General features: G+C 54.5%; 23 protein-coding genes and 1 riboswitch. Of the genes, 6 read left to right on the forward strand and 17 right to left on the reverse strand.

Annotated features, from left to right (window positions below):
• Positions 1-4: 4 nt before the first annotated feature.
• The 12 genes from AC0VXT_RS20815 to AC0VXT_RS20870 form a co-directional block, all read right to left on the reverse strand.
• On the reverse strand, positions 5-601 hold the full coding sequence (locus AC0VXT_RS20815) for a biotin transporter BioY (RefSeq protein WP_475546919.1): 597 nt from the start codon (positions 599-601) through the stop codon (positions 5-7).
• A gap of 272 nt (positions 602-873) precedes the next feature.
• On the reverse strand, positions 874-1,545 hold the full coding sequence (locus tag AC0VXT_RS20820) for a GntR family transcriptional regulator (protein ID WP_475546920.1): 672 nt from the start codon (positions 1,543-1,545) through the stop codon (positions 874-876).
• A gap of 84 nt (positions 1,546-1,629) precedes the next feature.
• Entirely contained in the window at positions 1,630-2,379 is a 750-nt protein-coding gene (locus tag AC0VXT_RS20825) for a proteasome-type protease (protein WP_475546921.1), read from the reverse strand.
• 16 nt (positions 2,380-2,395) lie between these two features.
• Positions 2,396-3,214 carry a transglutaminase family protein gene (locus AC0VXT_RS20830; RefSeq protein ID WP_475546922.1) on the reverse strand — a complete coding sequence of 273 codons (819 nt, stop codon included), beginning with the start codon at positions 3,212-3,214 and terminating at the stop codon, positions 2,396-2,398.
• A 1-nt stretch (position 3,215) separates the two neighbouring features.
• On the reverse strand, positions 3,216-4,163 hold the full coding sequence (locus AC0VXT_RS20835) for an alpha-E domain-containing protein (protein ID WP_475546923.1): 948 nt from the start codon (positions 4,161-4,163) through the stop codon (positions 3,216-3,218).
• Positions 4,164-4,181: 18 nt separating this feature from the next.
• Positions 4,182-5,585, reverse strand: coding sequence for a circularly permuted type 2 ATP-grasp protein (locus tag AC0VXT_RS20840; protein WP_475546924.1), 1,404 nt, complete (start codon positions 5,583-5,585; stop codon positions 4,182-4,184).
• Positions 5,586-5,759: 174 nt separating this feature from the next.
• A complete protein-coding gene (gene cobM / locus AC0VXT_RS20845) occupies positions 5,760-6,521 on the reverse strand; it encodes a precorrin-4 C(11)-methyltransferase (RefSeq protein WP_475546925.1) in 762 nt (253 codons plus the stop codon).
• Positions 6,521-8,467 (reverse strand): precorrin-3B C(17)-methyltransferase, encoded by a 1,947-nt coding sequence (cobJ, locus tag AC0VXT_RS20850; RefSeq protein ID WP_475546926.1) that lies wholly within the window; start codon positions 8,465-8,467, stop codon positions 6,521-6,523. The genes cobM and cobJ overlap by 1 nt, the downstream gene beginning before the upstream one ends.
• Positions 8,458-9,204 (reverse strand): precorrin-2 C(20)-methyltransferase, encoded by a 747-nt coding sequence (gene cobI / locus AC0VXT_RS20855; protein WP_102785164.1) that lies wholly within the window; start codon positions 9,202-9,204, stop codon positions 8,458-8,460. The genes cobJ and cobI overlap by 10 nt, the downstream gene beginning before the upstream one ends.
• On the reverse strand, positions 9,201-10,454 hold the full coding sequence (gene cbiE, locus AC0VXT_RS20860; protein ID WP_475546927.1) for a precorrin-6y C5,15-methyltransferase (decarboxylating) subunit CbiE: 1,254 nt from the start codon (positions 10,452-10,454) through the stop codon (positions 9,201-9,203). Before cbiE ends, cobI begins: the two co-directional genes overlap by 4 nt.
• Positions 10,451-11,134 carry a precorrin-8X methylmutase gene (locus tag AC0VXT_RS20865; protein ID WP_475546928.1) on the reverse strand — a complete coding sequence of 228 codons (684 nt, stop codon included), beginning with the start codon at positions 11,132-11,134 and terminating at the stop codon, positions 10,451-10,453. The genes cbiE and AC0VXT_RS20865 overlap by 4 nt, the downstream gene beginning before the upstream one ends.
• Positions 11,135-11,166: 32 nt before the next feature.
• Positions 11,167-12,177: a sirohydrochlorin chelatase gene (locus AC0VXT_RS20870; protein ID WP_475546929.1), complete on the reverse strand. Its 1,011-nt coding sequence runs from the start codon at positions 12,175-12,177 to the stop codon at positions 11,167-11,169.
• A 393-nt stretch (positions 12,178-12,570) separates the two neighbouring features.
• On the opposite strand from AC0VXT_RS20870, the gene cbiB reads away from it, so the two are divergent.
• Both cbiB and AC0VXT_RS20880 read left to right on the forward strand, forming a co-directional pair.
• Positions 12,571-13,626 carry an adenosylcobinamide-phosphate synthase CbiB gene (gene cbiB, locus AC0VXT_RS20875; RefSeq protein WP_475546930.1) on the forward strand — a complete coding sequence of 352 codons (1,056 nt, stop codon included), beginning with the start codon at positions 12,571-12,573 and terminating at the stop codon, positions 13,624-13,626.
• Complete coding sequence (locus AC0VXT_RS20880) at positions 13,623-14,225, forward strand: nucleotidyltransferase family protein (protein ID WP_475546931.1); 603 nt, start codon at positions 13,623-13,625, stop codon at positions 14,223-14,225. Before cbiB ends, AC0VXT_RS20880 begins: the two co-directional genes overlap by 4 nt.
• A 2-nt stretch (positions 14,226-14,227) precedes the next feature.
• On the opposite strand, the gene rfaE1 is transcribed toward AC0VXT_RS20880, so the two are convergent.
• Genes rfaE1 through AC0VXT_RS20895 form a run of 3 tightly spaced genes read right to left on the reverse strand, consistent with a single transcriptional unit; the run spans position 14,228 to position 17,319 of the window.
• Positions 14,228-15,700, reverse strand: coding sequence for a D-glycero-beta-D-manno-heptose-7-phosphate kinase (rfaE1, locus tag AC0VXT_RS20885; protein ID WP_475546932.1), 1,473 nt, complete (start codon positions 15,698-15,700; stop codon positions 14,228-14,230).
• A 41-nt stretch (positions 15,701-15,741) separates the two neighbouring features.
• A complete protein-coding gene (locus AC0VXT_RS20890) occupies positions 15,742-16,326 on the reverse strand; it encodes a D-sedoheptulose 7-phosphate isomerase (protein ID WP_475546933.1) in 585 nt (194 codons plus the stop codon).
• A gap of 39 nt (positions 16,327-16,365) precedes the next feature.
• Complete coding sequence (locus tag AC0VXT_RS20895; protein ID WP_475546934.1) at positions 16,366-17,319, reverse strand: UDP-glucuronic acid decarboxylase family protein; 954 nt, start codon at positions 17,317-17,319, stop codon at positions 16,366-16,368.
• Positions 17,320-17,554: 235 nt separating this feature from the next.
• Between AC0VXT_RS20895 and AC0VXT_RS20900 the strand changes: the two genes are divergently transcribed.
• Positions 17,555-18,784: an EAL domain-containing protein gene (locus AC0VXT_RS20900; RefSeq protein WP_022733784.1), complete on the forward strand. Its 1,230-nt coding sequence runs from the start codon at positions 17,555-17,557 to the stop codon at positions 18,782-18,784.
• Between the two features lie 66 nt (positions 18,785-18,850).
• Here AC0VXT_RS20900 and cobT read toward each other — a convergent pair whose 3' ends face one another.
• Positions 18,851-19,879 (reverse strand): nicotinate-nucleotide--dimethylbenzimidazole phosphoribosyltransferase, encoded by a 1,029-nt coding sequence (gene cobT, locus AC0VXT_RS20905; RefSeq protein ID WP_022733785.1) that lies wholly within the window; start codon positions 19,877-19,879, stop codon positions 18,851-18,853.
• Between the two features lie 287 nt (positions 19,880-20,166).
• Here cobT and cobS point away from each other — a divergent pair, with 287 nt between their 5' ends.
• A complete protein-coding gene (gene cobS, locus AC0VXT_RS20910) occupies positions 20,167-20,988 on the forward strand; it encodes an adenosylcobinamide-GDP ribazoletransferase (RefSeq protein WP_475546935.1) in 822 nt (273 codons plus the stop codon).
• Positions 20,989-21,046: 58 nt separating this feature from the next.
• Positions 21,047-21,655, forward strand: a complete 609-nt coding sequence (locus tag AC0VXT_RS20915; protein ID WP_475546936.1) for a histidine phosphatase family protein — start codon at positions 21,047-21,049, stop codon at positions 21,653-21,655.
• 17 nt (positions 21,656-21,672) lie between these two features.
• On the opposite strand, the gene AC0VXT_RS20920 is transcribed toward AC0VXT_RS20915, so the two are convergent.
• Positions 21,673-22,347, reverse strand: a complete 675-nt coding sequence (locus AC0VXT_RS20920; protein ID WP_475546937.1) for a hypothetical protein — start codon at positions 22,345-22,347, stop codon at positions 21,673-21,675.
• 230 nt (positions 22,348-22,577) lie between these two features.
• Positions 22,578-22,759: riboswitch (cobalamin riboswitch) on the forward strand.
• A 64-nt stretch (positions 22,760-22,823) separates the two neighbouring features.
• Between AC0VXT_RS20920 and cobU the strand changes: the two genes are divergently transcribed.
• Complete coding sequence (gene cobU / locus AC0VXT_RS20925) at positions 22,824-23,360, forward strand: bifunctional adenosylcobinamide kinase/adenosylcobinamide-phosphate guanylyltransferase (RefSeq protein WP_475546938.1); 537 nt, start codon at positions 22,824-22,826, stop codon at positions 23,358-23,360.
• Positions 23,361-23,393: the final 33 nt, after the last annotated feature.

A 23,393-nucleotide genomic window follows, 5' to 3' on the forward strand; every position in this document is an offset into this window, starting at 1 on the left:
GGGATCAGGCCGCATCAGCGCGGTTTGATGGTTTACGTTTGGTCAGGCGCGTGATCGCAGCACCGCCAAGGGCCACCAGTGCAATCTTGATGGTGTCGCCCAAAATGAATGGGGTGAAGCCAAGCGCAACAACCTTTTCCGAGGCGACAAAACCCGAAAGCCCTGCTAGCCCCAAAAGATAAACCGGCACCATGCCCGCCATCATCACGACAAAGCGGCCAAAAGCACCGCGACCACGCGCCAGCGCACCAACAAAGCCCGCCGCAATCAGGTATCCGGCCAGATAGCCACCGGTTGGGCCCATCATATAGGCAATGCCAATCCCGCGTTCCGGCGTTCCGGCAAAGACGGGTAAACCGGCGGCCCCCACCGCGAGATAGGCCAGCATGGTTGCAACGGCGATGCGCGGGCCAGTGGCGACCGCAATTGCCATGATCGCCATGGTTTGCAAGGTCATCGGTACAGGCCAGAACGGAACGGTGGTTTTGGCACTGGCGGTGATCAAAGCGACGCCAAGCACGACCATAAGGCAGTATTTTGCCCCTGCCATAACCGGATTATTCAATGATGGAGATGTCGCATGTGAAACGGGACTGACCATGATGATGACGGCTCCTTAAGACCGGAATTCAAAATTATCTATAAAAATGAATCTGATCTATTAATTACGGCGCTATTGGTGCTTAAAATCAATCTTAAAATTCACCAAACGGCAAAATTCGGCAAAATATTTAACGGCATACACTTATATTATTGAATTTAAACACTAAAAATTATCTATAAAATTGGAAAATTTACGCATAATACGGCACAGGCAGATGCAAGCCGTGGCATCCATCCAATCATCAGACCAGAAAAAGGGGTGATTTCGGCTTATGAAGGCGCGCGCATATGTCGTTTGGCCCCGGTTTTGGTGCCGATCCATTTGACGTGACGGGCAAGGGTCGCGGCAGCCACATCAAACTGATGTTCATGCAGGGCGCGTAGAATGGCGCGGTGGTCTTGATCGGTCGGGGCTTCCCATTCCATACGGAATCCCGAAAACAGGAACCGTGCACTTGCGGCATGTAAATCATCAATTGTCGCCATCAAACGCGGCATATTGCAGGGTTCAAGAATGATACGATGAAACGCCTTGTTGGCTTCCTCCCATGCGCGGACATCCGGGGCATTTTCCCCGGCCCGGTTGATGGCTTCTGCCTCGTCAAGGATCGCACTGGTTAGATGCGGGGCTGCGTGGCGCAGGGCCAGAACTTCAAGCGATGCGCGCATTTCAGCGACTTCGCGCACTTCGGCGATATCGAAACTGGCAACGCGGACACCCCGGCGTGGTTCGCTAACGACAAGCCCTTGCGCTTCGAGCCGCCTGAATGCCTCGCGGACCGGTACGTGACTGGCGTCAAATTCCTCGGCAAAGTGATCCTGACGCAATTTGGTGCCCGGCGCGATGTCGCCAGAAATAATGCGGTCGGCCAAGGCACGGGTGATGCGCCCGGTGATCGTGGTATCAGATTCGTTTTTCATGATTTTATAGATAATTTGCATGCGCGCACTTGTCGAGCATGCAAATTCCCCACCGGGGTTTATATCGGCGGGGAATGTGTAAAACGTCTTTGTTCCGTACGGGGTTTAGTCGTCTGTTGGGGTGCTATGTTCGTCAGGCATCATGGCAAAGGCATCGCGCAGGGCCGTTGACCAGGCAGATGACAGCGCGTGAAAACCGGGGTCTTCGGCTTCGATCCGGCGCAATTCGGAAAATTCACATGCATCATCGGGCAGTACGGCAAGGTCAAGCGGCATGCCGACCGACAGGTTCGAACGCAGGGTCGAGTCCATCGACAGCAAGGCGGCCTTAACCCCTTCGTGGATCGGGGTGTTGGGCGTGATCACGCGATCAAGGATTGGTTTGCCGTATTTATGCTCGCCAATTTGCAGGTATGGCGTGTCTTCGGTGGCTTCAATAAAGTTGCCCGCCGCATAGACCAGAAACAGGCGTTGATCGCCGCCCTTGCGCTGCCCGCCGATCATGATCGAGGCCGCACTGCTTTCATGATGCTGTTCAAGCGTATCATGGTATTTCAGTTGGACCTTTTGCATGGCCTGACCGACCAACTCGGCCACGCAAAACATACTTGGCGCGCTAAGGATGCAATCGCCGGGCTTTGTATCGGGATCATCGATGGCTTCATGCAATGTGCTCATGACGGCCTGTGTAATCGCAAGGTTACCAGCCGAAAGTGCCACAATCGCGCGGTCACCCGGAACTTCCCAAGTAAACATCTTGCGATAGCGCGAAATGTTATCAAGGCCAGCATTCGTGCGGGTATCAGAAAGGAAAACCAATCCTTCTTTCAGCATCAAACCGACGCAGTAGGTCATGTCTTAATGGGTCCGGCTATTGTTGTGATTGCGCAACGACCACTGATACATCCAAATTCTCGTTAGCACCACCAGTATGTACGCCCCTAATAGGTGTGGCCACCTGCCCATCAAGTCCAGACCCCAGACGAATATAAAAATCGGTCGGGCAACAGCGGTTTGCGGCATCAAATCCGACCCACCCCAATTCAGGTAAGTAAAGCTCCGCCCATGCATGGGATGCCTCGTGTGGTTTGCCATGCAGGTCGGCAAACAAATATCCCGAAACATAGCGTGCCGGAATGCCAAGATGACGTGCTGCAGAAAGCAGAACATGTGTGTGGTCCTGACAAACCCCCTTACCATCGGCCAATGCATCGGCGGCGGTGGTGTGAACATCTGTCGTGCCCGGTGCAAAGACAATCGCGTCTGACACGGCATCGGCCAATGCATGGGCACGTTCAAGAAGGTTTCCGTCTTTGGTCTTTTTGGCAGCCTTTTCGGCCAGTTTGCGAATGGCCGCACTTGATTTGGTCATGGGGGTTGACCGCAGGAACACTTCGGGAAACGCGCGTTCCTTGTGCCCGCGTAAAACACCAGCCATGTCGGTGGTCTCAACTTCGCCTGTGACGACAATTTCAACGTCATCGACCGGTCCGACTGCGGTTAAGGTGCTGATAATATCGCCGTTCCCGTCGGTGAATTCCGAACTGATTACGCATCCCTTGGCCTTGATCGACCAGCTCAGGATTTTTTGACCGTCAAATTCCGCCGGGGTCATTTTAAGGCTTTGCACCACATAACGCACAGGAGTGTCATACCGGTAGTGGGTGTGATGTTCGACTGTCAGGCGCATTTCATTGTCCCCCAAAATAATAGGTCTCGGCAATTGCAGCCGAAAGTGCGCGGTTGCGCGCCTGAAAGTCATTCAAAAAGCCATGGAGTCCGGTTGCAAAGATTTCTTCCATGTCACTTTGGGTCAGCATTGAATACATCTCAACCGCTTCGCCGTGAACCGGGCGACGTTGCCCGTAATGGCGCGCCAGCCGTTCAAGATGCTGGGTGATCTGTTCGGAGCAATGGGCAAGGGAGCGCGGACTAAACGGGTTCAGGATCAGGAAATGCGCAATCCGGTAGGGCGAATAATCATCCCGGTACACCCAGTGGAACGCACGCAATGACGATGCCGCACGTAAGACCGTGGTCCATTGATAGTTATCAACCCCGTCACCCACCATGCTGGTTTCAGGCAGCAGGACGTAATATTTCACATCCAGAAGGCGGGCGGTGTTATCGGCCCGTTCAATAAAGGTGCCCAGACGGATAAAGTCATAGCCGTCATTGCGCAGAAGTGTTGAATCGGTTGTACCGCGAAACAGTGACCCCTGACGTTTTACCCAATCAATGAATTCGGGAAGATCATTCTTGGCCAGATTGTGCATTGATGGGCGGCGAAGCTCCATCAAGGCATTATTAAGTGCCTCCCACATTTCTGCGGTGATGGCTGTGCGCATGGCGCGCGCACTGGCGCGTGCCGCTTCAAAGCAATTAATGATCGATGACGGGTTTTCCCGGCTAAAGATCAGGAAATTGGCAACCTCTTCCTGGCGAAGCGGCGCATTGGGATCATATCCGGCGTGGCAGCCCGACGCGGACAAAACCGATTCCCATTCGGATCGATTGCCATCACCGACCGCTGGCATCATCGCCATGCGATAGCCCATTTCCATCAGACGGGCCATATTTTCAGCCCGCTCAACATATCTCGACAACCAGAAAAGGTTGTCAGCAGTACGACTAAGCATCTCTAAACCCCCTTTTCGTTAATCGGTCATGATCCATGTATCCTTGACCCCGCCGCCCTGTGACGAGTTCACCACAAGCGATCCTTCACGCATGGCAACACGGGTTAATCCACCCGGTGCAAGACGAATAGTATCTCCGACAAGGCAGAAGGGCCGGAAATCGACATGGCGCGGGGCAATGCCACTTTCAACGAACGTCGGGCAGGCAGAAAGCGCAAGGGTTGGCTGGGCAATAAAATCGCCCGGATCAGCTTTGATACGTTGGGCATAGGCGACCTGTTCTTCTTTGGTCGATGCCGGGCCAACCAGCATGCCGTATCCGCCCGAACCATGGACTTCCTTAACCACCAATTCGCCGAGGTTTTCGAGCACATATTTCAGATCATCAGGCTTGCCGCATTTCCACGTTGGAACGTTATTAAGGATCGGTTCCTGACCAAGGTAAAAACGGATCATGTCCGGGACATAGGTATAAACCGCCTTGTCGTCGGCAACCCCGGCCCCCGGGGCCGAACAAATGGCAACCCCGCCGGATCGGTAGACATTCATAAGGCCGGGAATACCCAGAACTGAATCAGAGCGGAAACAAAGCGGGTCGATATAGTCGTCATCAATGCGGCGATAAATCACATCAACCCGTTCCGGACCACGTGTGGTGCGCATATAAACCCGGCCATCGGACACAAACAAATCCTGTCCTTCGACCAGTTCGACGCCCATTTGGTCAGCAAGGAATGAATGTTCGTAATAGGCACTGTTCATCGCGCCGGGGGTCAGAACCACAATATTGGGATCGCGGTCACATTTATCGGGCGCGATGCTTTTGAGCGTCTTGAGCAACATGTCGGGATAACTTTCGACCGGCTCAATCCGAAGGCTTTTGAACAGATCGGGGAACATGCGCATCATGATTTCGCGGTTCTCAAGCATATAAGACACACCAGATGGTGTGCGGCAGTTGTCTTCAAGAACGTAAAAATCTTCTGGCCCGGTGCGCACGATGTTGACACCGACAATATGGCTATAAACCTTGCGCGGTGGATCAATGCCGATCACGGCGGGCTCGAACGCCGCATTTTTGAAAACCAGATCGGCAGGAACGATCCCGGCTTTGATGATTTCCGCATTGTGATAGACGTCATATAAAAATGTGTTGAGTGCGCGCGCACGCTGTTTGACGCCGCGTTCAAGCTTGCGCCATTCGCCAGCGGTAAAAATACGCGGGATCAAATCGAAGGGTATGAGCCGTTCGGGATCGCCGCCTTCGCCGTAAACGGCAAATGTAATCCCGATCTTACGGAACAGAGTTTCGGCCTCGAGACGTTTTTGTTCGAGAACCTCGGGGCCGCTTGCTTCCATCCATTCAACCAAGGCGCGATAAGGTTCGCGAACCTGGTCGTCCATCTTCATCTCATTGAACATGCGCTCTTCCCTTTGTGACCTTTTGATTAAAGGCGTCACGGGATTGGGTGGTCAAGGATGTTCAGGGTTGAAATGTCATATTTTTCAGCAAACTGTTGGTTCTGCGTAAAAAATAAACTTCGTGCTTAGGCGCTTTGTGCAAAAAACGGGCGGACATGCGCCCGCCCGGATTTCTTATGCCTTGGCCGGGCGTAGAACATGAGTGTGGTCTGCGGCGTAAAGTCGGGAGTCGGTAAAATCTTTTCGCCCGAAAACGTCGCCCACCATGATCAGGGCGGTACGGGTGATGCCGCTGCCTTTGACTTTCGCACGGATATCGCCAAGGGTGCCAAAGATATACTGTTGATCGGGCCATGTTGCACGATAGGCAATCACCACCGGGCAATCTTCGCCGTAATGCGGGGTTAGATCTCGCACGACATTGACCAGATTATTGATCGACAGATGCACCGCCAGTGTTGCACGCGATTTACCAAGTTCCGAGAGACTTTCGCCGTCTGGCATGCTTGATGACCGCATGGCTGTGCGCGTCAGGATCACGGTTTGTGAAATGTCGGGCAGGGTCAATTCCGCCCCGATTTCAGCCGCGGTTGCCGCATAGGCCGAAACGCCCGGCGTAATGTCATAGGCAATGCCAAGATCATCCAGTCGGCGGATTTGTTCGGCAATGGCGCCATAAATCGACGGATCGCCCGAATGAACACGCGCAACATCCTGGTCCTTGGCGTGGGCCGCTTCGATTTCGTCAATGATTTCATCAAGATGCATCGATGCGGTGTCAACCACATGCGCACCTTCCGGGGCCGATGTCACGATTTCTTCGGGCACCAGCGATCCGGCATACAGACACACCGGGCATTTTTCGATCAGCCGCAAACCACGTACTGTGATCAGGTCCGGGGCGCCGGGGCCAGCGCCAATAAAATGAACGGTCATTATTCTGCCTTGTCGTTTTTGGATGTGGAGGTACTGCTGGAAACCGGGGCGTTGGCGGCATCCGGGCCCTTTTTGGCATAACCGCGCGGGGTATAGACCCATTGGTTTTCACCACGGGTAACGTGGCGGCTGTTGCTTGATCCGACCAGAACCGTGGTCAACATATCGACCATATCAACTTCTAGTTTCGAAAGCGGAACGACCGTGATTTCCTCATCAGGGCGGCCCAGCTGACGGCCAAGTACGACGGGCGTATCAGCATTGCGGTGTTCCAAAAGGATATCACGCGCCTTGGCCAGCAAATCACGGCGGCGTTTGGATACCGGGTTATAGAACGCAATGACAAAGTCGCCTTCGGCTGCAGCCTTAAGGCGGCGCAGGATATCGTCACGCGGGGTCAGAAGGTCCGACAGCGAAATCGCACAGAAATCATGCCCCAGCGGTGCACCAATCCGCGATGCGGCGGCCTGAAGGGCGGAAATCCCCGGTGACACCTGAACCGCAACCCGGTTCCAGTCACTGTGATCTTCACGATCGAGCAGTTCGAACACCAATGTTGCCAACGCATAAATCCCGGCATCGCCCGATCCGATCAGGGCAACGTCCTTGCCGGTCGCCGCCAGTTCAAGCGCATGGCGCGCGCGGGCTTCTTCGGCGCCAAGGTCGGAATGATGGCAATCCTTGCCGTCAATTAACGGACCCAGAAGATCAAGATACATCTGATAGCCGACAATGTCGGTTGCCCGACCAATCAGTTCGGAGGCTTCCGGGCTGCGCCAGCCGGTTTGACCCGGCCCAATGCCGACAATCGATAACTTGCCCTGGGCTTTGCCCACGGTTTCAGGTGTGATGTCATCTTGTGACAATGCAACCGCACAGGTCGCACGTTTGGTTTTGTGTTTGGGGACGATCAATTTGCCATTTGGACCAACGGTCGCAAGGGCGGCACCCTCGGCAACGCCGTGACAGCCGGTTTCGGCAAAGACCACATCAGACGGGGTGACAAGCCGGTCTGCCTCGGCCTCAAGCGTTTGCGCATCAAAGAACCGGGCCGGGATACCAAGGCGACGGGCCAGTTCATGGACGCACGCCTCGTCGGCCTTAAGATCAATCGAGGTGACACAGGCAATTGCCTTGACGCTCAGACACTGCCCTGCCAGCGTTTCAGTGACAAGGTCATACAAGTCATCAATCGGACAGCCACGCTCACACCCAACGCCCAGCGCAAGGACGGGCGGGTGATATGTGATGGCCGTATCTGATACATCGCTGATCGCGCCATCATCGGCACCTTCGCGTGCGGTTGCCGTGATCAGGATGGTGCCGTCCTCAGACTGCGGAAGGGTACTGTTGGTCAGCCATGCGGCAGACCCTGCCTCAATCTCAAGACGCGCAGTTGCCCCGGCCAAAAGGGCGGCGGTCGCGGGCTTGATCGTTTCAGGCGTGCCGAGTTTCCACCCCTTGGGCGGTTCATCAAGGGCAAGCCCCAGCATGGCATCGCCCGGTGTTGTGATGGCCGCAATGCCACCAAGGCGGTCTGCCAAATCGCGCGCCAGCCGGTTACCACCATGATGCCCGCCCAAAAGCGGGATAAAGGTTTTACCGGCTTCATCAACTGCAAGCACGGCGGCATCCTGCCACTTTCCGGCCAGAAGCGGTGCGAGTGCGCGGATCAGAATGCCCGACGCACAGACACCAATGATCACATGATCGGATGAAAATGTTCGTTGCAGATGCGCAATGGTATCGTCAAAGGCGACATCGACATCCTTGGTCGAAACCCGGGTGCGCAGACCATGAACCGACGCGCCCTGCAGGCTGGCGGCAATGCGTTTTGCCATCGGAAGGGCGCGCTGTGTGAGGCAAATCACCGCAATCGGGGCAATCGGATGGGTCGGCAAGGCCGGTACCGGAGTGTTTGAGCTGTTATGGGCGGTCATCGCCATGCGTCTCCGCGACGGTGGATCAGGATCATCGAAAAATACGGGGCCGTGGCATCGGCTGGAAGATCGGCCAATGGCACCATTTTCTGGCTATCAAGGGTGGCGCGTTCGATATAGCGCGCCCGATCCGTCAGGCCCAGCTCATTAATCACATCGCGGACTTTGGTAAAATGACGGCCAAGCTTGATGATTGCGGCGGCATCGGTATTGCCAAGCTGCGTGCGCAGGCGGTCTTTATCCAGCGGTCCGGGGATGACTTGCAAAACGTCATTCTTGGCGGCAAGTGGGGCGCCAAGCTGTGCGGCACAGGCCATCATCGAACTGACACCGGGGACCGTTTCAACCGAATGCCCGGCATCGGCCAGACGGCCATAGAGATACATGAAACTGCCGTAGAAGAACGGATCGCCTTCGCATAAAACCGCCACCGTTTTACCCGCCGCCAGATGCTGGCCAATTTCAAGCGCAGCCGCGTCATAGATCGGATCAGCCGGTTTGCCCATTTCGATGCGAATGGCAATTTCGGTGCGGCCTTTTGGGATGTGCGTATCGACGATTTGCCGGGCAAGGCTGACGCCATCTTCAAGGGCGGGATAGGCAATCACATCGGCCTTTTGCAGGATGTTATAGGCCTTTAACGTGATCAGGTCGGGCTCCCCCGGACCGATGCCAAGACCATAAGCCGTTCCGGCGACCGGATGGCTTTGGGGGCTTGCGGATAATGGTTCCGCACGGTTCATGCTTTTACTCCGACATAGTGGGTGACGGGGGCAAGGTTGCTCCAGCCCTTAAAGTTGCCACGCGGGACCAGTCGGGATACCGACAGTCGCGACAGCGTGCCACCCATTTTATTATAGAAACGTAACAATTTTTCTTCGCCTTCCAGTGTCACCGTATTGGCGACCAGCCGTCCGTGTACTGGCAAGACATCCCAGCATTTCTCAAGCAGGCCGTCATGGGTAATGCCCCCACCAATGAAAATGGCATCTGGAACGGGAAGGCGATCTGCGAACAGAAGGGCTTCTTCGATGGTTTTTTCTTCAACTGCAATGCCCGGGACACCAAGGAGAATGGCATTTTTACCGATCATCGCGCAGCGTTCTGCGTCGCGCTCAATCGCGACTGCAACACCGCCCATACGCATCCATTCAATTGAAACCGATCCACATCCCGCCCCGATGTCCCACAAAACCCCACCGTCAAACGGGGCCAATGATGACAAAGTCTGCGCACGGATTTCCGACTTGGTGATCATGCCGTCATGGATAAAGGCATCATCAGGCAAGCCTGGTCCTTTGGGCAGTGGTCGGGCCTTTGGGCCGGCCTGAAGGTCAATCATGATCAGGTTTAGCGGATCAACCGGTTTGACATCGGGCATCGACGTTGCGGTGGACTGCCAAGTCTGGGCGGTCTGGGTGGTGATGCGTTCTTCTGATCCGCCAAGTCGTTCACAAACCGTCATGCGGCTTTGATCGAACCCGGCTTCACACAGCATCACCGCGACCAAGGCCGGGGTCGATCCATCGGCACTGAGCGCGATCAGCTTGCCGTGCGGGCGCAAATGCGACCGGATACCTTCCGGGGCACGCCCATGCAATGTAATCACATCACAATCGGCCAGCGGCCAACCCAGCCGCGATGCGGCGATGGAAATGCTTGATGGTGCCGGGATGGCATATATTGGTTCGGGTCCGAAATACTTAATCAGCGTATTGCCTACCCCGAAATACATCGGGTCACCACTGGCCAGAACCACCGGGTTTTGATCAAGGCAATCCTCAATCATCGGAAGATTGGCTTCAAACGGGGTGATCCATTTGTTTTGGGTTGCGGTGTTGGTTCCGGGCAACATGGCAATATGGCGCGTACCGCCAAAAATAATCCGGGCATTTTCAAGGATGGTGCGCGCCATGGGCGACAGGCCGTCATAGCCATCTTCGCCAATGCCAATCACCGTGATGCGGCCTTTTAACGGAGCTTGTTCGTTCATGATGATACCCCTGCCGTGCGACCCGGGGTGCCATCCGGTGTTGCTCCGTCGTCGCGGGCCAGCCGCGCCAGGGCATTTACGGTGGCGGCGGCCACCGCACTGCCGCCAAATCGACCGCGCAGCGTGATGAACGGAACGTCCCCGGCATATTCAATCAGCGCATCCTTGCTTTCACGCGCCCCGACAAACCCGACGGGCATACCAATAATCGCGGCTGGTTTGGCCATGCGGCCATGATGAATGGCATCAAGCAGATGGAAAAGTGCTGTCGGCGCATTACCGACGGCAATTATTGCGCCTTCGATATGATCGGCCCACGCCTCAACTGCGGCGGCGGAGCGGGTTGTGCCCATCTGACGGGCCAGCCCATGGGTATCGCCATCATTCAAGGTACACAGAACCGGGTTTTCCGCCGGAAGCAGCCGCGAAATGATGCCATGCCGGACCATTTCCGCGTCACAGAGGATCGGTTTGCGGTTCCGCAATGCATCGGTGGCATTGGCAATGACATCGCCGCCAAAGGCAATCTGATCGGTGATTTCCACCATGCCACAGGCATGAATGATGCGTATGGCAACGGGCCGCTGATCATCTGAAAAGCGGGCAAGGTCGGCCTCGGCTTCGATGGTGGCAAAGCTTTTGGCATAGATTTCCTGCGGATCACGCAGATAGTCAAACATTGCCGTGCCTTTCAGGTGGTCGTGTCAACCGGTTATGAACCGGTCGATTTCGCGTCGTCATGGGCATGATCGTGGCTGTGCCCGTGATCATGATCATGGCTATGTCCATGACCGTGGTGGTGATGTCCGTGCCCATGCCCATGACCGTGACTATGGCCACCATCCGTGCCGATCCCCATCACATGGTGATGATGGCCAACCTGCGGTGTGCCAACATCGCCTTCATAGCCAATGATCTGTTCGCGGTATTTGCACAGCTGGCAGTTCATGTTGTTATCGCCGGTATCGATCTCGGCCAACCGTTCGGCAAAACTTGCCAGAACCATCGGATGGTCCTTGAGGTACCCGGCCTTGATGAACTCTACATCGCCAAACTCGGCGGCAACTTCGTCGGTGTGGGTGTAAATTCGGTCGATCAGAATGCCCGCAAACAGAAAATAGGGGAAAACGACAACGCGTTTATAGCCCAGTTTCATCGCTTCGCGCAGACCGGCATTTACCCGCGGATGGGTGACACCGGAATAGCTGATTTCGGTGCGGCCAAAACCAAGACCTTCTTGCAGCATCCGGGCGACTTTATAGACGTTCGAATTGGCATCCGGGTCGTTCGTGCCGCGACCAACAACCATCAAAAGCGTATCTTCGCGCGCGATGCTGTCATCGACAGAGGCAAGTGCTTCTTCGATGCGGTCTTTGGCGGCACTCAGCAATTTGGGGTCAATCGCCAGATCGCGGCCAAATTTTACGTCGATATCTGGGTTTTCATTGGCGAAATTGTTGACCTCGCTCGGCAGGTCATTTTTGACGTGACCAGCGGCAAACAGCATGCCCGGAAGCGCATAAATCTTTTTGTGACCCATGGCTTTGAGCTTTTCAAAACCATCGCGCAGGATCGGGTGCGCAAATTCGAGAAAGCCGCTTTCGACATCATAGTCGGCCAGGTGGGTGTGTTTCATCGTTTCAACCATGGCGTTGAACTGTGAAACCGCGCGCTCGTCGCGCGAACCATGACCGCAAATCATTACTGCGCCTTTGGGGGACATAAAAGGCTGCTCCTTTGTCTCTCTCTGATGGTGGTGCTGCGCGATGCGTTTTCGCAATCGCGGTACCCGAAGCCACCCCCGTTTTCACCGATTGGCCTGCGGAATGCAAGCGGCAGGTAACATAACATGTGCCGAAGATGGGTCAGGTGCGAAAAATACCAGTTATTGTGTGGCGAATGCATCGGCATGCCAAAGATGTTGTGTGTGCGAAATGCCTCTTGGGATTTATTTTACTTAAATTTGATACGAACAAAGCGCATCACGGGATCATCAAAATGACAGTGAGTTATAGTATGAAGAAAATTCATTTTGTATGAATTTCTTTTAGCAAGCTAAGCCAAATTTTGCAAATCGCGGTGTAGCCACAGGTCGTTATGGTGCGAAAATCTCATTGTGATTGACGGTTTGCCTGTCACCGCGCACATTGCCGCCATGGATGCGTTTCTTACTGATTTTCTGATCCCAACGTCCGGATTTTCCGGCCCGCTTTTTACAATACTGGTGCTGGCACTGGTGTTGGATGCGATCTGTGGTGATTTTCCCTGGCTGTTTCGCCGGGTGCCCCATCCGGTTGTCTGGGTTGGGAACCTGATTGGCTGGTTCGAAAAACGTCTCAACCGTTCTGACCGCAGCAATATGGACCTGATCGTGCGCGGTACGATCACCAGCCTTGCGGTGATCGGTGCGGCGGGCCTGTTTGGGGCCGTTATTGCGCAGATTTCAGCCATCGGTGATGTTTTTTATGCGGCCGAGGTTTTCCTGCTGGCGGTTTTGATCGCACAAAAAGGACTGTATCAGCATGTTAAGGCGGTATCGGTCGCGCTGAAAAAGAATGGGCTTTCGGGCGGGCGGGCGGCAGTATCGATGATTGTCGGGCGCGATCCCGATACATTGGATGAGGCCGGGGTCAGCCGGGCGGCGATTGAAAGCTGTGCGGAAAACTTTTCCGATGGCGTGGTCGCCCCGCTGTTTTGGTATGTGCTCGGCGGGCCGATTGGGCTGTGTGCCTATAAGGCGATCAACACCCTTGATTCGATGATCGGTCATCGCAATGCCCGCTATCTTTATTTCGGGCGGTTTGCCGCCCGGCTTGATGATGTGGTTAATTTCATTCCGGCCCGCCTTGCCGGGGCTGTGATTTGTCTGGCCGCGGCACTGGGTTCAAAAACCAGTGGCCGGGCTGGGTGGCACACATTGATGCGCGATGCGAAAAAACACAAATCCCCCAATGCCGGCTGGCAGGAAGCCGCCTTTGCCGGGGCGCTCGGTCTATCGCTTGCCGGGCCGCGCCAATATGGTGATGAGGTCGTCGATGATCCCTATATCGGGTTGGGCAGGCGCAATGCGTCGGCGGCTGATATCGACCGCGCTCTTTCGCTTTATACAATATCTTGCCTGATCAATGCGGCATGGCCGGTCGCGCTAAAGGCGCTTTGGGTCCTGCTATGAGCACCGGCGTTCCGATCAATCAGGTTGCGAACGGGCAGACCTTCCTTGATTTGGTTTTGCGCAACCGGTTCAATCGCATCATACTGGATCGGTGGTGTGATTTTGGGTTTGATGATTGGTGGCTGACCGCCGGGTGTTTGGCGCAATCGGTCTGGAATGTATCAACCAATCGTCCGGCGGAAAACGGAATAGCTGATTACGACCTGTTTTATTACGATCCCGATACCAGTTGGGATGCCGAGGATAACGTCATTACCGCGATTACCGAGCTGTTGTCAGACCTGCCAATCCGGATTGAAGTGCGCAATCAGGCCCGCGTGCCGATTTGGTATCGGCAAAAGTTCGGCATTGAATATGGCGCGGTGGATGCCGCCAGTGACGGCATTGACCGGTTTGCCTATCGCACAACCGCCATCGGACTGCGCAAAGATCCTGATGGATATCGTCTGTATGTCCCGTTTGGGCTGGACGCAGTTTTAAGCGGCACGATCATCCCCAACCCGGTCTTGCCGATCCGTCAGGTCTATGAAGCCAAAACCGCCAGATGGCAAAGCATCTGGCCAGACCTTCGCGTGATGCCGTGGCCGGATGACGCTTAAGGTCAGTCCTTGCCCTTGTTCATGCGTGCAATGGTCGATGTGGTTGAAAAACCGTCTTCCAGATTGGCCAGAACCACCTTGCCGCCATACCCTTGAACGATCTCGGCCCCGACCACCTTATCAATGGTGTAATCCGCGCCCTTGACCAGAATGTCGGGTTTGATCGCCGAAATCAGGTTAACCGGGGTGTCTTCACCAAAAATCACCACGCCACTGATGGTTTCAAGCGATCCAAGTACAGCCGCACGGGCCGCTTCGGACTGAACCGGGCGGGCTTCGCCCTTAAGCCGTTTGACCGATGCATCGGAATTAAGCCCGACAATCAGCCGGTCACAGGCCGCGCGCGCTTGTTTGAGCAAGCTAAGATGACCGGGATGCAAAAGATCAAAGCAGCCATTGGTAAAGCCGACCTTATATCCCTTACGCCGCCAACGCTCCGCACGGTCCACCATGCGATCAAGTGGCATCAGTTTGGCTTCGCCAATCATCAGGTCATGGTGATGCAGGGCGGAAATCAACTCATCGGGGTAAACAATCGCCGTGCCGATTTTACCGACCACGATGCCCGCCGCCACATTGGCAATGCGCGCCGCATCTGAAAGGCTCGATCCCGCCGCAATCGCCGCTGCAAGGCAGGCAACAACCGTATCCCCGGCCCCTGAGACATCAAAAACTTCGCGTGCTTCGGTCGGAAGATGAATGGCCTCTCCGTCTTTGGTCACCAACGTCATACCGTCCTGGCTTCTGGTCAGAAGGACGTTATCAATGCCGCAATCGGTGATGATTTTGGTCGCGGCGGCAATGGCATCTTCGTCGCTGTTAACAGCAATGCCAGTGGCAGCCTGTGCTTCGGCGCGGTTTGGCGTCACAACCGTGGCCCCGCGATAGATGCTGTAATCGGTCCCTTTGGGGTCAACAATCACCGGTTTGCCTGCCGCACGGGCCGCATTGATTGCACTTGCGACAACATCCGGATGCAAGACACCCTTGCCATAGTCCGACAGAATGATCGCTTCGACATCCGGGGACAGCTGACCGGCAAGGGCGGAAAGGTTGCTGATGGTATCTGCTGCAATGGGCGATGTGGTTTCGTTGTCAGATCGTAATAATTGCTGCCCGCTGGCGATATAGCGGGTCTTGATCGTGGTTGGACGGTTGCGCTCTGTCTGGATATAGGGCTCAACACCGGCGTCATTAGCGACATATTCCATGACTTCGCGTCCGGGAAGGTCATCACCGACCAGTGATAAGAACTGCACAGCCGCCCCAAGGGCGGTGGCATTGCGCGCGACATTGCCCGCCCCGCCCAGCATCGCACTTTCGCGCTCGACCCGAATGATCGGGATCGGGGCTTCGGGGGAAATGCGGTTTACCGTGCCATAGACAAACCGATCGAGCATGACATCACCAATGCACAGGACCTTGGCGTTGGTGAGTTGTTCAACCTGAAGGGCCAGATGGCTGAGATCGGTCATTTTTGATGTCTTTGCTGTGTCGTTATCGCGAAAGGATCGAATTATTTCTTGGCCAAACCAAGCGTATGTTCAAGTGCGCCCACCAGCATCTGACCGATCTGAATGTGCATTTCCTGAATACGGGCAGTGGTATTGCTGGGCACAATCATCAGTGGGTCGCAAAGATCAACCATGTCGCCGCCAGTCTTGCCGGTCCAGCCGGTCGCAACCAGTCCCATCTCGCGCGCCTTGGCCAGACCAAGATTGACGTTCTTGCTGTTGCCCGATGTCGAAATGCCAATCGCGACGTCATCAGGATTGCCAAGCGCCTCAATCTGGCGCGAAAACAAATGATCAAACCCGAAATCATTGCCGATTGCCGTCAATGTGGAGCTATCGGTCGTCAACGCAATCGCCGGAAGGGCACGGCGGTCATGAACATAGCGCACCGTAAATTCAGTCGCGATATGCTGGGCATCTGCGGCTGATCCGCCATTGCCAAAAAACAGCAATTTGTTGCCGTCGTTTAAGGCATCGGTGCAAATCTCGACCAATTCGATAAAGGCATCGCGGGTTACTTCGCGGGTCTTGTTGACCAGATCAAGATGCTCGTCAAATTCAGCATCGAAGAAAGCTTTGATATCCATTTTTCCAAATCCAAGGACGTGGGATCACAAGACGTGGGATCAGCCGTGTTGGGCAATCAGATTGCGGAAATAGTCGATGGTAGACCCGAGACCGGTTTCAAGGGCGACAGTCGGCTCCCACCCCAAAGTATTGCGGGCAAAGGTAATGTCGGGCTTGCGCTGCAACGGATCGTCTGCTGGCAGGTCCTTAAAGATCAGTTTGGATTTTGCCCCGGTCATGTCAATCACGCGTTCGGCCAGTTCGCGAATGGTGATTTCATGCGGATTGCCAAGGTTCATCGGACCGCTGACCGACGGATCGGTGGCCATCAAACGAATGAACCCTTCCAGAAGGTCGGAATAGAAACAGAACGAACGGGTTTGTTCGCCATTGCCATAAATGGTGATGTCTTCGCCCTGAAGGGCCTGAATGATAAAGTTTGATACTACCCGGCCATCTTGCGGGTGCATGCGCGGGCCATAGGTGTTGAAGATACGGGCAACCTTGATTTCAAGGCCATGCTGGCGATGGTAATCAAAGAACAGTGTCTCAGCGCAGCGCTTGCCTTCGTCATAGCAGGCGCGCGGACCAATTGGATTGACGCTGCCGCGGTAATCTTCGGTTTGCGGATGGACTTCCGGGTCACCGTAAACTTCGCTGGTGGATGCCTGGAATATTTTGGCACCAACACGTTTGGCGAGGCCGAGCATATTGATCGCACCATGCACGCTGGTTTTGGTCGTCTGGACCGGGTCGTGCTGATAGTGAATCGGGGAAGCCGGGCAGGCGAGGTTATAAATCTCGTCAACTTCAAGATAGAGCGGGAAGGTTACATCGTGACGCATCAGCTCGAAATGTGGGTTTTCGAGCAAATGGACAATATTATCCTTGGTTCCGGTGAAGAAGTTATCGACGCAAAGCACGTCATGCCCTTCTCCAAGCAGGCGTTCGCACAGATGCGAACCTAGAAATCCCGCACCACCGGTTACCAGAATGCGTTTGCGTCGCCACATATTGTTTTCAACCCTGTTTGTTAGATGCTAAATCGCGCTGAAACTATCAGTTTGAATAGCGGAAAGCTACGACTTATCTTTTTCGGATCGTCGCCTGAATTTGTCCGATTTTCACCTTTGGTTTCAATAGGTGGGGATGATAAATACATAAGCTGTTAATTAGCAGGCCCTATGATAATACGGGCGGAGTATCGGCTCTGTTTCCGGCGCAACACACAATCTGGTCATCATATTTATGTCTGATAGCTCACTTCCATCACCTGAAGCCTTCCTCGTCGACTATGTGCGACGCCTTGAACGGCGTAAGGAAGGGGTGGGGGCTATTCATGTGCATTTTTCAAAATTGTTGGCGTTTAACCGCCGTGACCATCATATCCGCACGGCCATTGGCGCCTTTGAAGAAATCGTCCCTGAAGTCACCGGGCGCATCTTTACCCTGTCCAATCAGGATCTGATTTTCATTTTCGATGCCGCCGAGATGGATGAGGTCAATGCGGTCATTTTCCGGCTGAAATTCCTGTTTAACGATGATCCGTTGATCAGCGATGGCAAGGATGAAAGTGGCGCACCGGCAACCTTTACCGATTATTTCGATGTCGGGCAGGAATATAAGGATTTCCTGCATCTGACCCAGACACTGGTGCGCTCCAACGCCAATCGCCCGCGTGTGGTCAGCAAGGCCGCCGAACGTCACAATGATCATCCCGATTATGGTGATGATAGGATGCCGTTAACGCCCAAAATTCTGGGGCGTATTGATGAATCCCTGCGGCGGGCCGATTTATCAAATCTGATGCGCCGTCAGGCAATTTGTGCGGTGGTTGGGGACGCCAACCCGACGCCGGTCTTCCACGAACTGTTCATTTCAATCAAGGATTTGCAGGAAACCCTGCTGCCCGATGTCAATGTGTTGTCCAATCGCTGGCTGTTCCAGCATCTCACAGAAATCCTGGACCGTCGCATGCTGTCGCTGCTGACGCGCAGCAATGATGCGTCGGTTACCGGGTCGGTCAGTATTAATCTAAATGTATCGACCCTGTTATCCCCTGATTTTCTGACGTTCGATAGTAACGTTAAGGCCGGTCAACGCGGCACGATTGTTCTGGAACTGCAAAAGATCGATATTTTCGCTGATCTTGGGGCGTTTTTCTTTGCGCGTGATTTCTGCCGGGATCGTGGCTATCGCATCTGTATTGACGGCATCAGTCATCTGTCGCTGCCCTATATCAACCGCAACAAGCTTGGCGTTGATATGATCAAAATGATCTGGGATACGGACATGGAAAGCATGGATGACGAGCATAAAACAGCCATGCGTGATGCGGTTGCCGAGTCCGGTGATACCCGTGTGATCCTGTGTCGTTGTGATGATGAACGGGCGATCAAATTTGGTCACGGGATCAATATCACCATGTTCCAGGGCCGCCATGTTGAGCACCTGATGAGCGAACGGACAAAAAAATAGCACCGATTTAATCGGCGCTATTGTTGTGCATCCTTGGCTTTGCTCAGTGGGTTCAGGCTTTAAGTCCTAATCCTTGCCGTCAACGCCTGCCTTGTCAAAGGTCGCCATGTTGTTGTGGCATTCCGCAGCCGCGCGCAGAAGCGGGATCGCCAATGCGGCACCCGATCCTTCACCAAGGCGCATCCCGAAATCAATCAGCGCCTTCTTGCCCAGCTTTTCAATAAGGCGACTGTGGCCGGGCTCTGCCGACACATGGCCAACCAGACAGTGATCAAGTGCATCGGGGCGGATGGCGGCCAAGACGGCGGCCGCCGCACAGGACACATATCCATCAAGTAGAACCGGCACACGCGCAAAACGGGCGGCAATAATCGCCCCGGCCATGGCGGCAATTTCACGTCCCCCGACACAGCGCAGAACATCAAGCCCGTCATGCATCTGATTTTTGTGCAGAATGATGGCATCACCCACGACACGGGTTTTACGGATCAGGGTTTCGTCATCAATTCCGGTTCCCCGACCGGTCCAGTCAGCAGCCTCACCACCATACAACGCGTGCGCAATGGCCGCGGCCGAGCTGGTGTTGCCAATGCCCATTTCGCCGGGGACAAACAAATCGAGCCCCTTTTCAATCGCACTCATGCCAAACGCCATGGCCTCCGCACAGCCCTCATCATCCATGGCAGGTTCTTGGCTGAAATCATTGGTGGGAATTTCAAGGGCGACTTCCATCACACGCAGTTCGGCATCAACCGATTTGCAAATCTGGTTGATGGCGGCCCCGCCATTGATAAAGTTTTCAACCATCTGCTGATTGACCGTTGCCGGAAAGGCCGAAACACCCTGTGCCACGACACCATGGCTGCCAGCAAAGACAGTGACGCGCGGGCGCGACATATTGGGGCGCGACGTTCCTTGCCATCCCGCCAGCCACAGGCTGAAATCTTCAAGCCGTCCCAGCGATCCTGCCGGTTTTGTCAGAGTTGGCTCACGCTGCAAAACGGCTGCCTGTGCCTCACTGTCTGCTGATGGCAGATCGGCAAGGAGGGCGCGGATTTCGTCAAGGTTTTGCGGCGGGTGCTTCGGGTTGAACATGTTGGTCTCCGGCTGGCAGGCGGTGGCGTCAAGCGTGTTCCGCTTGGCTTCTGTTACGGTAAAGATTAGGTTGAGAGCCCAATTGCTTAGGACGTTTCGCTATAAGCTGTCGTTTGGGGGCAAACAGCTTAAGCTAGCAGTGAAAAGTGTTTTGATGCGCGGTCTTTGAGCAACAACGAAACCTTCTAAATAATTGAGGCCTCAACCTAGGCCTATGGTCACCATAACACCAGATCGAAAATCGAAAAATGACGGCATCTAAAGATCATAATCAAAACGAAACAAATATGCAAAGTTCTGATGGTGGCACCGAAAACCCACCAGAAGACAGCACCTTTGTTGTAGGCAAGATTCCGGTGGTGTCTGATTTCTTTCGTGCGCTCGTGCTGCTCAGTCGGGTGCCGGTTTTCCAGATCAATGATTTTCACCCAGCCTTGATTGCCCGGTCGGTCTGGTGCTGGCCCTTGGTTGGGCTGTTTTTGGCCGGCATTGCCCTCATACCGGCCCAGTTGGCAGCTTATTTGACGGAAAGTGCGGTGGTTTTTGCCATTGTCGCCGTCCTTGCGTTGGTTCTGTTGACGGGGGCGATGCATGAAGATGGTCTGGCCGATTGCGCCGATGGTTTTGGCGGCGGGCTTGATCGTGCTCGAAAACTTGAAATCATGCGTGACAGCCGTATTGGCACGTATGGCGTGGTGGCCCTTGTCTTGTGTCTTGGGCTGCGCATTGCGTTGCTGGTGCGGGCTGCTGACGCTGGGCAGGCGGTTATGCTTTTGCTAGTGATGGCGGTGGCATCGCGCGGTGCGATGCCAGTTTTAATGACGGTTCTTTCACCGGCGCGCGATAACGGACTTGGCAAGAATGCCGGTCAACCCAAATGGCGTCATGTGATGCTGGGTGTCGCGATTGCCATCGCGATTGTTTGGCTTTTGTCCGGGCCTGTCGTGATGGTTTCGGTTGTTGTGGCTGCGATGCTGGCGACGGCTTTGATGGGGGGGATCGCCAGATGGCAAATTGGCGGACAAACCGGGGATGTCTTGGGGGCGACACAAATGGTGGCTGAACTGTTTGTTGCTATTGGATTTGTCGCGACGATGGGCAATATCTAAGAGGTATCTGATGTCATTATCTTCGGGTCGATAGAAAGACGCAGTCCGCGGGGGAACTATGAAAAGTCAAACAACACGCTGGTGGCTGGTCCGTCATGCGCCGGTTCTTAACCCGGAACGGCTGGTCTATGGCCGAAGCGACATGCCCGTTGATTTGTCAGACGAAAAAGCACTACGTGCTCTGGCCCGCCATTTGCCAAAAGATGCCGTCTGGGTGACGAGCCATTTATCGCGGACACTTGATACCGCCCTTAAATTGCAGGAACTGATTGACGAAGACGTCGTTCCAACGCGCGAAACAGCCCTTGCCGAGCAACATTTCGGGGCTTGGGAATTGCAGCATTGGAATGATTTACCCAAAGGCGAAACAACAAAATTCTGGACGGATTTCGCCCGTCAGCATCCCCCGAACGGGGAAAGTTTCTCTGATGTTGTTGCCCGTGTAGGGCCGATTTTCAGTCGGCTAAACCGCTATTGGGCGGGACGCGATATTGTCGCCGTGATCCACGGCGGGACCGTGCGTGCGGTGCTTGCCAATGCACTTGGCCTATCGCTTGAAACCGCCTTGTCGTTTCACATCGACACACTTGGGCTAACGCGACTGGAATATATTGACGGTGTTGATCAACCCGGCTGGCGCATAACGGCGGTTAATCAGCGCTATTAAGGCATGTGGGATGTCTATTATGCCGATTGTAATTCCGCGTTTTGCGACGTGTTGTCCAAGGCATATTCGGCAAGATAACGGTCAATCATGTCACTGGTAATGTCGTATTTTTCGCAAAGCGCGGTAACATCACGAAGGTACGCCTCGTAATAGGGGACCGGGCGGCTGCGTGATTTGTTACGCAGTTCCGCAATGTTGGGAAAATCACTGGCAAAGGTGCTGTTTTCGATGACCTGAATGATGGTGTCATCAATGATAGCAGCGGGCATACCACAATAGGTTTTGCCACAGGCAGACAGCATTTTGCTTGCTGTCGGGACCGAAATGCCGGGCTGGGCCAGCAGTTCATTTAACTCATCATTGCGAAAATCGGCTACCGACATCAATGTGATCAATGTTGGAAGGTCGCGGACAAGGAGTGATAGGGCATTCACACGCATCCCGCGCGCATGAGACCAGAAAATGGTCGCAATCACGCCGGTTGCGGCATCTTGCGCAAAAATATTACGCACATCGCGCCGTGCGAGCGTGATGTCGTCATCTGCTGCGTAGTCATCAAGAAATCTATGAAACGCTCTGTCTTGCGTGTTCAAACGTTCAAGAAGCCCCAGCCACATGTCTTTGCGTGATGAGGTAATCCAGGTTGGCGTTTTTAGTTCACGGATTTTGTGTAGGTGCGCATGAATTGCCATCTGATCTTGCAAATATCCAGTTAACCCCAAGAGTTCCAAGTTGCATGTCACTGCAACCAACCGGGTTATGATTGTTTTTTTCCCCGGTCATCACACTGGCTGGCGCTTGTTATGGCTCTCATTCCAGCGTGATAATATTATGTTCTCTTAAATGACCGGGGGTCTCAAGCAGGCAATTCTGTCAAATACTGACCTTATGATTAGGTCGGAGATAGCGCTTTGGCAGAACAGGCAAAGCTGTTAGGTTCGGCGCACCGTTCGGTGATGGGAAATCGGTGAAATGCCGATGCTGCCCCCGCAACTGTATCGGGTTGGGCGATCCGGGCGCATTTGCGCCAGCCACCGGGAAACCGGGAAGGCGGATGGCTTTCATGCCCGCAGCCAGGAAACCAGCCGAAGGTGTCACTATTCTTGTCTCTCTTGCGTAGTGGCGACGCAACCCGGCCTCGGTGGGAGGCCATGGCGAGGAAAACGCGATGACCCATACAGAACCGCTTTCCGGGATACATTTGATCCTTGGCGGTGCCCGATCGGGCAAAAGCCGGTTTGCCGAAAACCTCATTACACAGGCCGGACAAGCCGGAGGCGGAACCTATATCGCCACCGGACGGGCCTGGGATGCGGAAATGACCAACCGCATCGACCTTCACAAACAAACACGCGGCGATCTGTGGCATACGATCGAGGAACCACTGGATCTTTGTGCCGCCCTTCGCGCATGTAATCAGCCCGACGCACAGCCGGTTCTGGTTGATTGCCTGACCTTATGGGTGACCAACCTGATGCTTGAAGACCGCGATATCGAGGCCGAATTTGATCGCTTGTGCGATCTGGTTCCGACCCTCGACATCCCGGTTGTTTTTGTGTCAAACGAGGTCGGTTTCGGGATCGTGCCGGAAAATGCCATGGCGCGGGCCTTTCGCGATCATGCCGGACGGCTGCATCAACGTATGGCGGCACTTGCAGATAAGGTAACGCTGGTGGTTGCCGGCATTCCGATGCAGGTCAAATAACCCCACAAAGAATTGAAATTTAAGGAATTTGAG

Source organism: Thalassospira sp. Z349TD_5, assembly GCF_056173045.1.

What these genes read in the sequence shown, in the direction of transcription:
- AC0VXT_RS20815 (WP_475546919.1), bottom strand. Translation starts at nt 601, where the DNA reads ATGGTCAGTCCCGTTTCACATGCGACATCTCCATCATTGAATAATCCG.
- AC0VXT_RS20820 (WP_475546920.1), bottom strand. Translation starts at nt 1,545, where the DNA reads ATGCAAATTATCTATAAAATCATGAAAAACGAATCTGATACCACGATC.
- AC0VXT_RS20825 (WP_475546921.1), bottom strand. Translation starts at nt 2,379, where the DNA reads ATGACCTACTGCGTCGGTTTGATGCTGAAAGAAGGATTGGTTTTCCTT.
- AC0VXT_RS20830 (WP_475546922.1), bottom strand. Translation starts at nt 3,214, where the DNA reads ATGCGCCTGACAGTCGAACATCACACCCACTACCGGTATGACACTCCT.
- AC0VXT_RS20835 (WP_475546923.1), bottom strand. Translation starts at nt 4,163, where the DNA reads ATGCTTAGTCGTACTGCTGACAACCTTTTCTGGTTGTCGAGATATGTT.
- AC0VXT_RS20840 (WP_475546924.1), bottom strand. Translation starts at nt 5,585, where the DNA reads ATGTTCAATGAGATGAAGATGGACGACCAGGTTCGCGAACCTTATCGC.
- cobM (WP_475546925.1), bottom strand. Translation starts at nt 6,521, where the DNA reads ATGACCGTTCATTTTATTGGCGCTGGCCCCGGCGCCCCGGACCTGATC.
- cobJ (WP_475546926.1), bottom strand. Translation starts at nt 8,467, where the DNA reads ATGGCGATGACCGCCCATAACAGCTCAAACACTCCGGTACCGGCCTTG.
- cobI (WP_102785164.1), bottom strand. Translation starts at nt 9,204, where the DNA reads ATGAACCGTGCGGAACCATTATCCGCAAGCCCCCAAAGCCATCCGGTC.
- cbiE (WP_475546927.1), bottom strand. Translation starts at nt 10,454, where the DNA reads ATGAACGAACAAGCTCCGTTAAAAGGCCGCATCACGGTGATTGGCATT.
- AC0VXT_RS20865 (WP_475546928.1), bottom strand. Translation starts at nt 11,134, where the DNA reads ATGTTTGACTATCTGCGTGATCCGCAGGAAATCTATGCCAAAAGCTTT.
- AC0VXT_RS20870 (WP_475546929.1), bottom strand. Translation starts at nt 12,177, where the DNA reads ATGTCCCCCAAAGGCGCAGTAATGATTTGCGGTCATGGTTCGCGCGAC.
- AC0VXT_RS20880 (WP_475546931.1), top strand. Translation starts at nt 13,623, where the DNA reads ATGAGCACCGGCGTTCCGATCAATCAGGTTGCGAACGGGCAGACCTTC.
- rfaE1 (WP_475546932.1), bottom strand. Translation starts at nt 15,700, where the DNA reads ATGACCGATCTCAGCCATCTGGCCCTTCAGGTTGAACAACTCACCAAC.
- AC0VXT_RS20890 (WP_475546933.1), bottom strand. Translation starts at nt 16,326, where the DNA reads ATGGATATCAAAGCTTTCTTCGATGCTGAATTTGACGAGCATCTTGAT.
- AC0VXT_RS20895 (WP_475546934.1), bottom strand. Translation starts at nt 17,319, where the DNA reads ATGTGGCGACGCAAACGCATTCTGGTAACCGGTGGTGCGGGATTTCTA.
- AC0VXT_RS20900 (WP_022733784.1), top strand. Translation starts at nt 17,555, where the DNA reads ATGTCTGATAGCTCACTTCCATCACCTGAAGCCTTCCTCGTCGACTAT.
- cobT (WP_022733785.1), bottom strand. Translation starts at nt 19,879, where the DNA reads ATGTTCAACCCGAAGCACCCGCCGCAAAACCTTGACGAAATCCGCGCC.
- cobS (WP_475546935.1), top strand. Translation starts at nt 20,167, where the DNA reads ATGCAAAGTTCTGATGGTGGCACCGAAAACCCACCAGAAGACAGCACC.
- AC0VXT_RS20915 (WP_475546936.1), top strand. Translation starts at nt 21,047, where the DNA reads ATGAAAAGTCAAACAACACGCTGGTGGCTGGTCCGTCATGCGCCGGTT.
- AC0VXT_RS20920 (WP_475546937.1), bottom strand. Translation starts at nt 22,347, where the DNA reads ATGGCAATTCATGCGCACCTACACAAAATCCGTGAACTAAAAACGCCA.
- cobU (WP_475546938.1), top strand. Translation starts at nt 22,824, where the DNA reads ATGACCCATACAGAACCGCTTTCCGGGATACATTTGATCCTTGGCGGT.